Here is a 12593-nt window from a genome sequence, read left to right on the forward strand (position 1 = left end):
GAGGAAACAACAAGAATGACCGAATACGGCATCCCGCGTTCCATCTACACGGAAGATCACCAGATGTTCCGTGAGGCGGCACGCAAGTTCTTCGAGCGCGAAGTCGTCCCTAACCACGCCAAGTGGGAAGAAGACGGCGTGGTGCCGAAGGAAATCTGGCGCAAGGCCGGCGAGAACGGTTTCCTCTGCCCGACCATGCCCGAAGAATACGGCGGCTCGGGTGTCGACCGGCTCTATTCGGCCATCCTGATGGAAGAGCAGGCCTATACCGGCTGCACCGGCCCGGGCTTCTCGCTGCATTCCGACATCGTCGCACCCTATATCCTCGCCTACGGCTCGGAAGAGCAGAAGAAGAAGTGGCTGCCGAAGATGGCCACCGGCGAAGTGATCGGCGCCATCGCCATGACCGAGCCCAGCGGCGGCAGCGACCTTCAGGCTGTGAAGACCACCGCCATGAAGGACGGCAACGAATACGTCATCAACGGCCAGAAGACCTTCATCACCAATGGCCAGAATGCCGACCTGGTGATCTTGGTGACCAAGACTGATCCCAAGCAGGGCGCCAAGGGCACCACCCTGTTCCTGGTGGAATCGGACCGCGAGGGCTTCACCAAGGGCCGCAACCTGGAAAAGCTGGGCATGAAGGCTCAGGACACCTCCGAACTGTTCTTCTCCGACGTGCGCGTGCCGCCGGAGAACATGCTGGGCGGTGAAGGCCAGGGTTTCTTCTACCTGATGCAGGAGTTGGCCTGGGAGCGGCTGCAGATCGCCATCATGGCAGTCGCCGGCTGCGAGGGCGCACTGAAATGGACCATCGACTACACGCGTGAGCGCAAGGCCTTCGGCAAGAGTGTGCTGGACTTCCAGAACACCAAGTTCGAACTGGCCGAGCTGAAGACCGAAACCCAGATCGCCCGCGTCTTTGTCGACAAGTGCATCGAGCTGGTGGCCCAGCACAAGCTGGACCCGGCCACGGCGGCGATGGCGAAATACTGGTGCAGCGACCTGCAGTGCAAGCTGCTCGACCGCTGCCTGCAGCTCTTCGGCGGCTACGGCTTCATGTGGGAATATCCGATCACCCGCGCCTATGCCGATGCTCGCGTGCAGCGCATCTATGGCGGCACCAACGAGATCATGAAGGAACTGATCAGTCGCACTTTGTAATCCGGGTATCCGGCAGAACAAACAAGCCCAGGGAGAGAGATCATGGCTGAAGCCTTTATTTATGACGCCGTACGCACGCCGCGCGGAAAGGGCCGCGCCAGCGGCGCCCTGCATGAAGTCACGCCGATGCGGCTGGCCACCACCGCGCTGGAAGCCGTGCGCGACCGCAATGAGCTCGACACCTCTCTCGTTGATGACGTGGTTCTGGGCTGCGTCATGCCGGTCGGTGAGCAGGGTTCGGATATCGCCCGCGTCGCCGTGATCCAGTCCGGCTATGCCGAAACCACCGCCGGCGTGCAGATCAACCGCTTCTGCGCCTCGGGCCTCGAAGCCTGCAACATGGCGGCCGCGCAGGTCATGTCCGGCCAGTCGCAGATGGCGATCGGCGGCGGCGTGGAAAGCATGAGCCGTGTGCCGATGGGATCCGATGGCGGCGCCTGGGCCACCGATCCGGCCGTGGCGATCTCGACCTATTTCGTGCCGCAGGGCATCTCGGCCGACCTGATTGCCAGCAAATACGGCTTCAGCCGCGATGACGTCGATTCTTACGCCGTCGAGAGCCAGAAGCGCGCCAAGCGCTCCTGGGACGAGGGCCGCTTCAAGAAGTCGATCATTCCGGTGAAAGACATCAATGGCCTGACCATTCTCGACCGCGACGAGCATCTGCGCCCCGATACCACCATGCAGACGCTGGCCTCGCTTGATCCGTCCTTCACCGTGATGGGCGAGCAGTTCGGCTTCGATTCCGTCGCCACCCAGCGTTACCCGGAGGTCGAGCGCATCGAGCATGTGCACCATGCCGGCAATTCGTCCGGCATCGTCGATGGCGCCGCCGCCGTGCTGATCGGCAACAAGGAAGCCGGCAAGGCATCGGGCATGAAGCCGCGTGCCCGCATCCGCAGCTTCGCCTCCATCGGTTCGGAGCCGACCATCATGCTGACCGGCCCGTCTTTCGCTGCCGAAAAGGCGCTGAAGCTGGCCGGCATGAAGCCGTCCGACATCGACCTCTACGAGCTGAACGAGGCCTTTGCCTCGGTCGTCCTGCGCTTCATGCAGGCGCTCAACATCCCGCATGACAAGATCAACGTGAATGGCGGCGCCATCGCGCTGGGCCATCCGCTGGGCGCGACCGGCGCGATGATCCTGGGCACCATGGTCGACGAGCTGGAGCGCAGCGGCAAGAGCACGGCGCTGATCACGCTGTGCGTCGGCGCCGGCATGGGCACCGCCACCATCATCGAGCGCGTCTAAAGCGCAGCCGTATTTTCGGAGATTGATTCCATGATTGACTATTCCGTTGATGGCGACGGCGTCGCTACCATTACCTGGAACATGGCCGACCGGCCGATGAACGTGATGAACAGGGACAGCATCGGCGCATTCGGCGAAGCCGTCCACAAGGCCATCCAGGACAAGGCCGTGAAGGGCGTGATCGTCACCTCGGCCAAGGCCGAGTTCGTCGCCGGCGGCGATCTGGTCAGCATGCTGGCGGAGTCGAAAGACCCGGCCAAGGCGCTGCAGAACAGCTTCGGCCTGCAGAAGCTGTTTCGTGACATCGAGAAGGCTGGCAAACCCTTCGCCGCTGCAATCAACGGCATGGCTTTGGGCGGCGGCTATGAAATCTGCCTCGCCTGCCATCGCCGCATCGCCGCCGATAACCCGAAGACGCTGATCGGCCTGCCGGAAGCCACCATCGGCCTGCTGCCCGGTGCTGGCGGCACCCAGCGCCTGCCGCGCCTGATCGGCGTGTCGAAGGCCCTGCCGATGATGCTGGAAGGCCGGAAGGTCGACACCAAGGCTGCGCTCGGGCTGGGCATGATCGACGAGATCGTCGCCGCTGCCGAGCTGCTCACCCGCGCCAAGACCTGGATCCTCGCCGAGGGCCAGACCAGCCATGTGAAGCCCTGGGACCAGAAGGGCTTCCGCGTGCCGGAAGCCGCCAACACGACGAAGGGCGCGCAAATCTTCACCGCCGGCAATGCCATGCTGCGGGCCAAGACCATGGGCAACTATCCCAATGCGCAATACATCATGTCCTGTGTCTACGAGGGCATGCTGGTCGACATCGATACCGGCCTGAAGATCGAAAGCCGCTATTTCGTCGCCTGCACGCAGTCGAAGGAAGCGCGCAACATGATCCGCTCGCTGTTCTTCTCGATCGGCGACGCCAACAAGCTGGCCAACCGCCCCAAGAACATCCCCACCCAGGCCTATACCAAGATCGGCATCCTGGGCGCCGGCATGATGGGTGCGGGTGTCGCCTATTCCGCCTCCTCGGTCGGCCTGCAGGTCGTGCTGCTGGACAACACCCAGGAGTCGGCCGACAAGGGCAAGGCCTATACCGCAGGCCTGCTCGACAAGCGCGTCAAGGCGAAGAAAGCCAGCGAGGCCGACAAGGAGAGGCAGCTCGGCCTGATCAAGGCCACTACTTCCTATGACGACCTCAAGGGTTGCGACATGGTGATCGAGGCCGTGTTCGAGGATCGCGCCATCAAGGCCGATGTGACCAAGAAGGCCGAGGCGCAGATCGCGCCAACCGCCATCTTTGCCTCCAACACCTCGACCCTGCCGATCAGCGGTCTGGCTGAGGCCAGCAACCGCCCGGCCAACTTCATCGGGCTCCACTTCTTCTCGCCGGTCGACAAGATGCCGCTGGTCGAGATCATCCGCGGCAAGCAGACCTCGGACGAGACGCTGGCGCGCGCCATGGACTTCGTGAAGAAAATCCGCAAGACGCCGATTGTGGTGAACGACAGCCGCGGCTTCTACACCAGCCGCGTCTTCGCCACCTATGTCAGCGAGGGCCTGACGCTGCTGTCCGAAGGCGTGGCTCCGGCCCTGATCGAGAATGCCGGCAAGGCCGCCGGCATGCCGGTCGGTCCGCTGGCCCTGGCCGACGAAGTCTCGCTGGAGCTGATGCACCGCGTGCGCGCCCAGACGCAGAAGGACCTGGGCGATGCCTACAAACCCGATGGCTCAGCCCCGGTGCTGTCGCTGATGGTCGAAAAGCTTGGCCGCATGGGCAAGAAGGCAGCCAAGGGCTTCTATGAATACCCGGCCGACGGCAAGAAGAAGCTGTGGACCGAGCTGGGCAAGCACTTCCCGGTCAAGGCCGAACAGCCCGAGCTTGCCGATGTGATCAAGCGGCTGGTCTATATCCAGTCGGTTGAGACCGCCCGCTGCGTGGAAGAAAACGTCATCATCGACGTACGCGACGCTGATGTCGGCTCGATCATGGGCTGGGGCTTTCCGCCTTTCCGTGGCGGCACCATCAGCAACATCGACACCGTGGGTGTGCAGCCCTTCGTGGCGGAATGCGACCAGCTGGCCCAGAAGCATGGCGCACGCTTCACGCCGCCCAAGCTGCTGCGCGACATGGCAGCCGGAGGCAAGTCCTTCTACGCCGCCTGACGCGCCTCTCAGTACAAACGAAAAGGCCCGGGTTTCCCCGGGCCTTTTTATTGGCTCAAGCGCCGGTCAGTGGATAACCATCGCCGAGAACGGCCAGACATAGGCCTGCAACGTCACCAGCACGCCCACCAGGCAGGCCAGCGCGATCGAGTGCCAGAACACATAGCGCAGGATCTCGCTTTCATGGCCGAACCAGTTGGTGGCGGTGGAAGCCACCACGATGGACTGGGCGTCGATCATCTTGCCCATCACGCCGCCGGATGAGTTGGCGGCACCCATCAGGATCGGCGACAGGCCGAGCTGTTCCGACGTGATCTTCTGCAGGCCACCGAACAGCACGTTTGAGGCCGTATCCGAGCCCGTCAGCGCCACGCCCAGCCAACCGAGCAACGTGCCGAAGAAGGGATACAGCACGCCGGTGGCTGCAAAGGCGAGACCCAGCGTGGCATCGACGCCGGAGTAGCGCGTCAGCGTGCCCAGCGCCAGCATGGCGGCGATGGTGATCAGCGAGTAGCGCACCGCCCAGACGGTCCGGCCATAGGCTTTGACCAGCTCGACCGGCGAGTACTTCATCACCAGACCGGAGATGATCGCGGCCAGGAAGATCGCCGTGCCCGTCATGGTCAGGATGTTGAAGTTGAAGACGGCGGCTTCCGCGGCCGGCTTGGCCACCACTGGCGGCACCTTCTGGATCATGTTGTGCAGGCCGTCGATGGTGTATTTCGGGAAGAACCATGGATTGACCACGTCCTTGAAGGTCTGGGTGCCCCAGACAAAGACGAAGACACAGAGAATGATCCACGGAATCCAGGCCGCCAGCACCTGGCCGCCGGACGGCGCGGTGACGCTGGCCGCCGGCCTGGCCACGCCCGGGATGCCGACCGCGGAGTTATCGTCGCGGTTGCGCAGCTTGGGCGAATGCCAGACCTCGGCCGGCTTCCAGACCTTGAGGAAGGCGAACAGGCAGCCCATCGAGACCAGCGAGGCCACCACATCGACCAGCCAGGGGCCGTGGTAGTTCGACACCAAGTACTGCGGGACGGCGAAGGTGACGCCGCAGACCAGGATGGCCGGCCAGATGGCGACCATGCCGCGCCAGCCGGCGAAGGCCCAGATCAGCCAGAAGGGCACGATCAGCGAGAAGAACGGCAGCTGCCGGCCGACCATGGCGCCAAGCTGGAACACATCCATGCCGGTCACCGCACCCAGCGTCACGATCGGCGTGCCGAGCGCGCCGAAGGCCACTGGGGCAGTATTGGCGATCAGCGAGAGGCCCGAAGCCGCCAACGGCGAGAAGCCGAGGCCGATCAGGATGGCGCCGGTGACGGCAACCGGCGTACCGAAGCCGCCCGCGCCCTCGAAGAAGGCGCCGAAGGAAAAGGCGACCAGCAGCAGCTGCAGCCGGCGATCCGGCGTGATGCCGGCGATGGAGTTCTGCAGAATCTCGAAATAGCCGTTATCCCGGGTCAGGCGATACAGGAAGATGACGTTGAGGATGATCCAACCGATCGGGAACAGGCCGGTCAGCAGACCAAGCCAGGAGGCCTTCAGCGCCAAGTCCATCGGCATGGTGAAGCCGAAGACGGCGACGGCAATCGCGCCGATCAGGGCGATCACGGCGGCCAGATGCGCCTGCATGCGGGCGAAGGCGATCAGTCCAAGCAGGATGACGATCGGGATTGCGGCGATGGCAGTGGACAGCACAGCGCTGCCCAGCGGGTTATAGACCTGACTCCACATGGAGGTCCCTCCAGTTGATCTCTTTGATGTTGAGCGTGTTCCTCGCGATCGATTCGGATCACCCGCGGATGAGAAACGGCTTTTTGGATCGCGGCAAGAAAAAGCGTTTTTGCAGTGCTTTTCCGCAAAACTGCGTAAAGAACGCATAAAAAAAGGCCGGGTTCCCCCGGCCTTTTTATGGATCAGATATTGGTTCGGATCAGTCTGGCGCTGCGACTTCACCTTCATCCGGCAGGCTGTCATTGGACGTATCGAACAGCTCGCTGCCTGACACACCCCCCGTACCCGGCGGTGCATCGACACTGTTGCCATAGAGCTGCTCTGGCAGCCACAGGGCGATCTCGGGGAAGATGTACATCAGCACCATCGAGAACAGCACGATGAAGACGAAGGGATAGATGCCCTTGAAGATGTCGTCGATCGACAGACTCTTTGGCGCCACGCCCTTGCAGTAGAAGGCCGCCATCGCCACCGGTGGAGTGAGGAAGGAGGTCTGGAGGTTCAGCGCCACCAGGATGCCGAAGAACAACGGGTCGACGCCGTAATGCTGCAGCAACGGCATGAAGATCGGCACGAAGATCACGATGATCTCGGTCCACTCCAGCGGCCAGCCCAGCAGGAAGATGATGAACTGCGCCAGGATCATGAACTGCGTGCCCGACAGATCGAGATAGTCGATCAGCGCGCGCACCACTTCATGACCGTTCAGATAGGCGAAGACCGCCGAGAAGGTGGCCGAACCGACGAACAGCCAGCAGACCATCGCCGCCGAACGTGCCGTGAGGTACACGGACTCGGTCAGCTTGGCGATACTGAAGCTGTTGTAGCAGATCGCCAGAACCACCGCGCCGGCCGCACCCACCGCCGCCGCTTCGGTCGGCGTCGCCAGACCGAAGAGAATGGCGCCCAACACGGTGACGATCAGCAGCGCCAGCGGCAGGAAGGAAGTCGCCAGCGCCCAGATCACCTTCTTGAGCGGCACATCCAGGATTTCCTTCGGCGGCTTGGGAGCCAGCGACGGATTGATGATCGCGCGACCGATGACATAGGCCATGTACAGACCAGCCAGCATCAGGCCCGGCAGGAAGGCGCCGGCATAGAGCTTCACCACTGAAACGCCAGCTGTGGCGCCATACAGGATCAGCAGCACGCTGGGCGGGATCAGGATGCCCAGGCAACCGCCGGCGCAGACCACGCCGGCTGCCAGCTTGGGGTCATAGCCCGCACGCAGCATTGCCGGCAGAGCCAGCAGGCTCATCAGCGTCACCACGGCACCGACGATGCCGGTCGCCGTGGCGAACAATGCGCAGGTCAGTAGCGTCGCCACCGCCAGGGAGCCTGGCAGGTTTTTCGCCGCCAGCTCGATACTTAAAAACAATCGATCGAGGATATTGGCGCGTTCGACGATGTATCCCATGAACAGGAACAGGGGCACCGAGATCAGCACGTCATTGGCCATGACACTGAAGGTGCGCTGCACGAACAGTTCGAAGATATGACTGCCCATGGCGTAGTAGCCGAAGCCAACACCGATGGCCATGAGAGTGAATGCAATGGGGAAACCAAAGCCGATGGCGAACAGGAACACCACCAGCATCAGAATGCCAACCTGGGGGTCCGTCATCACACCTTCTCCCCATTGGCACCTTCGGTGCCGTACTGCTTCTGCAACACCTGCTCCAACTCCTCCACATCGCCCAAACGGGGCGGCCATTTGTTATGTTTGATGCAATAGATGCAACGCAGCACCTCGGCCACGCCCTGCGCAATCAGCATCGCGCCGGCAATCGGGATCACGGTCTTGAAGGGATAGATGATCGGGCCAGCCGGCGTGAACAGGCTGCGCTCCTTCACCGACCATGAATAGGCGGCGTATTCCCAACCCGTGTAGAGCAGCGTGATGATGCCCGGGAAAAAGAAAATGAAATACAGGATCAGGTCCGACTTCGCCTGCGTCCGGGGCGACCAGTTGCGGTAGATCCAGTCGCCGCGCACATGGCCGTTACGGGCCAGCGCATAGGCGCCTGCCATCATGAACAGCGTGCCGTACAGGATATAGGCGGCATCGAAGGCCCACTCGGTGGGCGCCTGCAGCACATAGCGCGCGAAGACTTCGTAGGATGTCGCTGCCGTCAGCAGAACGATAGACCAGCCGAAAAGCTTTCCCAGCCAGGTGTTGATCGTATCGATCCAGAATACCAATCGGTTATCCATGCTGTCCCGTATACCCTTCCGCCCCTGTATTTATGCGGCTTTTATGTGAGTTCTTCTTAAACGAAGGGAACCGCCGGTTGCCCGGCGGTTCCCCCAATCACTCTGCGTGTTAGGTCTCAGCCCTTGCGATTGAAGAAGTGATTGTAGGCCACTTCCTTGCTCGGGTTGTTCAGCAGTTCGTAGCGCACCGTGCGGCGCACCCAATCCAGCTGCGACTTGCTCACCTTGGAGAAGAAGGCTTCCTCGTTCTGCGCCTTCAGCACGACATCCCAGGCCTTGAGCTGCGCATCCTGCACCACGCGAGGGGTGCGGAAGACGCGGACCTTGTCCTTGTTCTGCATCTCGGCCAGGTCCTTCGAGTACCGGTCGAGCGCTTTCCACGACATGTCGGCAGACGACGCCTCGGCCGCGTATTTCAGGATCTGCTTCTGCTCGGCAGGCAGGCTGTCATACTTGGTCTTGTTGAACAGGATCTCGAACATCTCCGCTGCCTGGTGATAGCTCTGCAGCATGTAGACCTTCGAAACGTCCGGGAAGCCCAGCACGCGATCAGACGACGGGTTGTTGAACTCGGCACCGTCGAGCAGGCCGCGATCCATCGCCGGAACGATTTCACCACCGGCCACGATGGTGACGGCTGCGCCCATTTCCTTGAACAGGTCGGCCGAGAGACCGACCGTGCGGTACTTCATGTTCTTGAGGTCGTCGGCGGTCTTGATTTCCTTCTTGAACCAGCCGAGCGGCTGAGCCGGCATCGGGCCCGACATGAAGCCGACCAGATTCAGCTTCAGGATGTCGTGCATCAGCTCGTTATAGAGCTGGTAGCCGCCGCCGTAGTTCATCCAGGCCATCACGCCGTTGGCATCCCAGCCGTAGGGCGGCACGGTGCCGAACAGCGAGAAGGCCTTGTGCTTGCCGTACCAGTAGGCCGCCACACCATGGCCGGCATCCAGCACGCCGCTATGCACGGCATCCTGCATACCGAAAGCAGGCACCACCGAACCGGCAGCCAGCACATCGAGCTTCAGGCGGCCGCCCGACAGATCGTTGACGCGGGTGGCGAAGTCGCCGGCCATCTCGTGGAAGATGTCCTTGGTCGGCCAGGTCGACTGGTACTTCAGGGTCACCGTCTGGGCGCGCGAGACATTCGGCATCGCAACAGTGGCGGCAGCCGCACCGGCGGCAATACCGGCGCCGCGCAGGAACTGGCGACGACCGCTCTTTTTGGACGTGATTGTGCTGTCGTTCTGCTCGGTCATCGTTCCCTCCCGTTGGTGTTTTGCGCCGGTAGCCGGCCTATGATTTCGAAACGTAAATTCGAGCGCCGCCATCATTGGACGTATACGCTGAACGCGTCCAGATTTTTTTATGCGCGCGTTACGCCTTGCACTGCACAAATATGCAGACGTCGGCCGGTTTAGGCCGTCTACGGCGGATTTATTCGACTAAAGTCGAATGATTCCGGCATAAAACGGCCATCAAGGTTATGTGATCGCCACGTATACAACCGCGAAAGCGCCAGCTTGCCGCAGCGGCATCATCCCCGAGTCGTGATGTGCCGGAAGACCGCACAGGACGCAGTGAAATTGACTTCCCCGGCCAATCCCCCAGACTGGGGCCAATCATAAAAGACACTGGAGGAAACCGATGACCCCGCCCGCTTCCGCCACCGCTCTCAAACCCACAGCCGACATCCGCGCGCAGGTAACGCCCGAGGAATGGCAGACCCGCGTCGACCTCGCCGCCGCCTATCGCCTGGTCGCGCATTACGGCTGGGACGACCTGATCTTCACCCACATCTCCGCCCGCGTGCCGGGACCGGAGGAGCATTTCCTGATCAATCCCTATGGCTGGATGTTCCACGAGATGACGGCGTCGGCGCTGGTGAAGGTGGACCTGGAGGGCAGGATCGTCTCGTCCACCGACCAGATCATCAATCCAGCCGGCTTCACCATCCACTCCGCCGTGCATGCGGCCCGCCATGACGTTGGCTGCGTGCTGCACCTGCATACCAGCGACGGCATCGCCGTCTCCGCCATGGCCGAGGGCCTGCAGCCCTTGAGCCAGACCGCGATGATCGCGCTGGCCGGCCTCACCTATCACGAGTTCGAGGGCATCGCGCTCGATCTGGGTGAACGCGAGCGGCTGGTCGCCGACCTGGGCCAGAGCAACATGATGATCCTGCGCAATCACGGCACGATGACCTGTGGCAAAACAGTGGCGCAGGCTTTCCTCAACATGCATGTGCTGGAACGCGCCTGTCAGGCGCAGATCCGCGCCATGAGCGGTGGCGGCGCCCTGCACAAGCCGAAGAGCGAAGTGCAGGAGCTGGTGAAACAGCAGGTGCGCGGCATGAAGATCGATGTCAGCGGCCTGGCCTGGGGCGGGCTGCTGCGCATGCTGGATGCGAAGGATTCGTCCTACAAATCCTGAAGCCGGGCCAGCAGCGCATCGACATCGGCTTCGGTGTGACAGATGCCGAAGCCGATGCGCAGGCGGCGACCGCGGAAATCCGTGGTGACGCCGGCGCGGAACAGGCGCTGCCGCACCTCTTCTGCGTTATCGAGGTCGAAGCTGAGGAAATTGCCATGCGGCAATTGCACCGGCAGCAGCAGGTCCTTCGCCGCCAGCGGCCCCTTCGGCAGGCCGGCGATCAGGCGGTGCTGCAGGCTGCGTGCATGATCGTGGATCATCGCCACCGTGATACCCTCGGCCTGCAGCCAGTCCTGCACCGCGCGGAAGCGGAACAGCCCTGACGGATCGAAGGTGGCGCCCATGAAGCGCCAGCCATCCGCCGTATAGCCGACGCTGTTGTCGCCGTTGTTCAGCGTGCCGAAGGACGCATACCAGCCGGTATCGCGCGGCCGCGCGGCCCAGCCCGGCGGGCAGTGCATGAAAGCCGCGCCCTCACCCGACATCGCATATTTGTAGCCGCCGGCCATGTAGAAGGCGCGCGCGGCATAGGGTGACCAGTCGAGCGGCCGCGCCATGAAGCCGTGATAGCCATCGACCACCACCATTGCCTCGCCGGCCGAGGCCATGATCTGGTCGAACTGGTCGAGCGCGAAGCCGGAGTTGAAAAACACCTCGCTCACAAAGACCAGGTCATGACCGATCAGTGCCGCTTCGGCCAAACGCTCGGCGAAACTTTCGAAAGGCTCGGTGGCGACGCGCTGCACCCGCACCAGGCCGTCTTCCTCCATGCGCGCGATCTGGCGGCCGAAGGAATGGAACTCGCTGTCACTCGTGAGAATGCGGATGGCACGGTTGGCCGGAAAGCAGGACAGCAGCCGCACCACCAGTTCATGCGTGTTGGGCGCGAAGACGATGCTGCCCGCATCGGGCAGGTTGAGCTGACGCGCGATATGGCCCTGCACCGTCTGCATCACCGGGCCCAGCACGGTTTCCCATTTGCGGTCGATGAACTGCGCTGCCATATCCCAGGCCAGCATCTGCGCTGCACGGCTGACATCGGGCCAGGGATGATGGCTGTGCGCGGTGAAATGCAGTCCCGGCTTGTCGCCCAGGAATCGCGAGAAATGCCGTTTCAAATCGAGGGGGACCATGCCGTTTCCTCTTCCGGGCCGGTCGTGATACTTAAATTTAAAGTTTCCAGGCGCAAGTTCCATAGCGGTAGATAGCATTGAAACCGACACCCATGACCGACCAGACCTCGCCGTTCCAGGCCATCCAGAGCATCGACTATACCGCCATTATCGTGCGCGACATGGCGGCGATGCGCCGCTTCTATGAAACCGTGCTCCGCTTTCCGCTGCTGCGCGAACTCTCGGCCGGCTGGATCGAATACCGCGTCGGCAGCAACATCCTGGCGCTGTCGCTGCCGGGCTGGACGAAGAACGATGCACCGGTGCCTGTCGGCGCCGCATCATTGCAACTGGCCTTCCGGGTGCCGCCTCCGGCCGTCGACCGCTGCGCCGAGGAACTTGCCCGCCAGGGCGTGGCGATCCTGTCGCCGCCCACCGACCGTCCCTTCGGACATCGCACGCTGTTCTTCCGTGATCCCGACGGCAACCTGCTGGAAATCTACGCCGATATCTGAGACG

The 12593-nt window shown here is 62.5% G+C and carries 10 protein-coding genes; 5 read left to right on the forward strand and 5 right to left on the reverse strand.

The features are described 5' to 3' along the window. The first annotated feature begins 15 nt into the window (after positions 1-15). The 3 genes from AC1RRE_RS15770 to AC1RRE_RS15780 are packed head-to-tail and all read left to right on the forward strand — an operon-like array spanning position 16 to position 4575. Complete coding sequence (locus AC1RRE_RS15770; RefSeq protein ID WP_492982153.1) at positions 16-1164, forward strand: acyl-CoA dehydrogenase family protein; 1149 nt, start codon at positions 16-18, stop codon at positions 1162-1164. A gap of 42 nt (positions 1165-1206) precedes the next feature. Further along, positions 1207-2415 (forward strand): acetyl-CoA C-acetyltransferase, encoded by a 1209-nt coding sequence (locus AC1RRE_RS15775; protein ID WP_492982155.1) that lies wholly within the window; start codon positions 1207-1209, stop codon positions 2413-2415. 30 nt (positions 2416-2445) lie between these two features. Continuing rightward, positions 2446-4575 (forward strand): 3-hydroxyacyl-CoA dehydrogenase NAD-binding domain-containing protein, encoded by a 2130-nt coding sequence (locus AC1RRE_RS15780; RefSeq protein ID WP_492982157.1) that lies wholly within the window; start codon positions 2446-2448, stop codon positions 4573-4575. A gap of 66 nt (positions 4576-4641) precedes the next feature. Here the strand turns inward: AC1RRE_RS15780 and AC1RRE_RS15785 are convergent, their stop codons facing one another. From AC1RRE_RS15785 to AC1RRE_RS15800, 4 genes are all read right to left on the reverse strand, one after another. Next, positions 4642-6315 (reverse strand): L-lactate permease, encoded by a 1674-nt coding sequence (locus tag AC1RRE_RS15785; RefSeq protein WP_492982159.1) that lies wholly within the window; start codon positions 6313-6315, stop codon positions 4642-4644. A 199-nt stretch (positions 6316-6514) separates the two neighbouring features. Beyond that, a complete protein-coding gene (locus tag AC1RRE_RS15790) occupies positions 6515-7939 on the reverse strand; it encodes a TRAP transporter large permease (protein WP_492982161.1) in 1425 nt (474 codons plus the stop codon). Beyond that, positions 7939-8529 carry a TRAP transporter small permease subunit gene (locus AC1RRE_RS15795; RefSeq protein WP_492982163.1) on the reverse strand — a complete coding sequence of 197 codons (591 nt, stop codon included), beginning with the start codon at positions 8527-8529 and terminating at the stop codon, positions 7939-7941. Before AC1RRE_RS15795 ends, AC1RRE_RS15790 begins: the two co-directional genes overlap by 1 nt. A gap of 116 nt (positions 8530-8645) precedes the next feature. Further along, positions 8646-9788, reverse strand: coding sequence for a TRAP transporter substrate-binding protein (locus AC1RRE_RS15800; protein WP_492982165.1), 1143 nt, complete (start codon positions 9786-9788; stop codon positions 8646-8648). Between the two features lie 388 nt (positions 9789-10176). Here AC1RRE_RS15800 and AC1RRE_RS15805 point away from each other — a divergent pair, with 388 nt between their 5' ends. Then, on the forward strand, positions 10177-10962 hold the full coding sequence (locus tag AC1RRE_RS15805; protein ID WP_492982167.1) for a class II aldolase/adducin family protein: 786 nt from the start codon (positions 10177-10179) through the stop codon (positions 10960-10962). Here AC1RRE_RS15805 and AC1RRE_RS15810 read toward each other — a convergent pair. Further along, positions 10950-12095 carry an aminotransferase class V-fold PLP-dependent enzyme gene (locus tag AC1RRE_RS15810; RefSeq protein WP_492982169.1) on the reverse strand — a complete coding sequence of 382 codons (1146 nt, stop codon included), beginning with the start codon at positions 12093-12095 and terminating at the stop codon, positions 10950-10952. The two genes, AC1RRE_RS15805 and AC1RRE_RS15810, sit on opposite strands and share 13 nt — an antisense overlap. A 92-nt stretch (positions 12096-12187) precedes the next feature. On the opposite strand from AC1RRE_RS15810, the gene AC1RRE_RS15815 reads away from it, so the two are divergent. Further along, the gene (locus AC1RRE_RS15815; RefSeq protein ID WP_492982171.1) at positions 12188-12589 is read left to right on the forward strand and encodes a VOC family protein; all 402 of its coding nucleotides are present in this window, start codon (positions 12188-12190) and stop codon (positions 12587-12589) included. The last annotated feature ends 4 nt before the right edge of the window (positions 12590-12593 follow it).

It is taken from the genome of Ferrovibrio sp. GW821-FHT12D07 (assembly GCF_058807275.1).

Excerpts from the sequence above, each read along its gene's own strand:
- AC1RRE_RS15770 (WP_492982153.1), top strand. The coding sequence starts at position 16 with ATGACCGAATACGGCATCCCGCGTTCCATCTACACGGAAGATCACCAG.
- AC1RRE_RS15805 (WP_492982167.1), top strand. The coding sequence starts at position 10,177 with ATGACCCCGCCCGCTTCCGCCACCGCTCTCAAACCCACAGCCGACATC.
- AC1RRE_RS15790 (WP_492982161.1), bottom strand. The coding sequence starts at position 7,939 with ATGACGGACCCCCAGGTTGGCATTCTGATGCTGGTGGTGTTCCTGTTC.
- AC1RRE_RS15775 (WP_492982155.1), top strand. The coding sequence starts at position 1,207 with ATGGCTGAAGCCTTTATTTATGACGCCGTACGCACGCCGCGCGGAAAG.
- AC1RRE_RS15810 (WP_492982169.1), bottom strand. The coding sequence starts at position 12,095 with ATGGTCCCCCTCGATTTGAAACGGCATTTCTCGCGATTCCTGGGCGAC.
- AC1RRE_RS15800 (WP_492982165.1), bottom strand. The coding sequence starts at position 9,788 with ATGACCGAGCAGAACGACAGCACAATCACGTCCAAAAAGAGCGGTCGT.
- AC1RRE_RS15785 (WP_492982159.1), bottom strand. The coding sequence starts at position 6,315 with ATGTGGAGTCAGGTCTATAACCCGCTGGGCAGCGCTGTGCTGTCCACT.
- AC1RRE_RS15815 (WP_492982171.1), top strand. The coding sequence starts at position 12,188 with ATGACCGACCAGACCTCGCCGTTCCAGGCCATCCAGAGCATCGACTAT.
- AC1RRE_RS15780 (WP_492982157.1), top strand. The coding sequence starts at position 2,446 with ATGATTGACTATTCCGTTGATGGCGACGGCGTCGCTACCATTACCTGG.
- AC1RRE_RS15795 (WP_492982163.1), bottom strand. The coding sequence starts at position 8,529 with ATGGATAACCGATTGGTATTCTGGATCGATACGATCAACACCTGGCTG.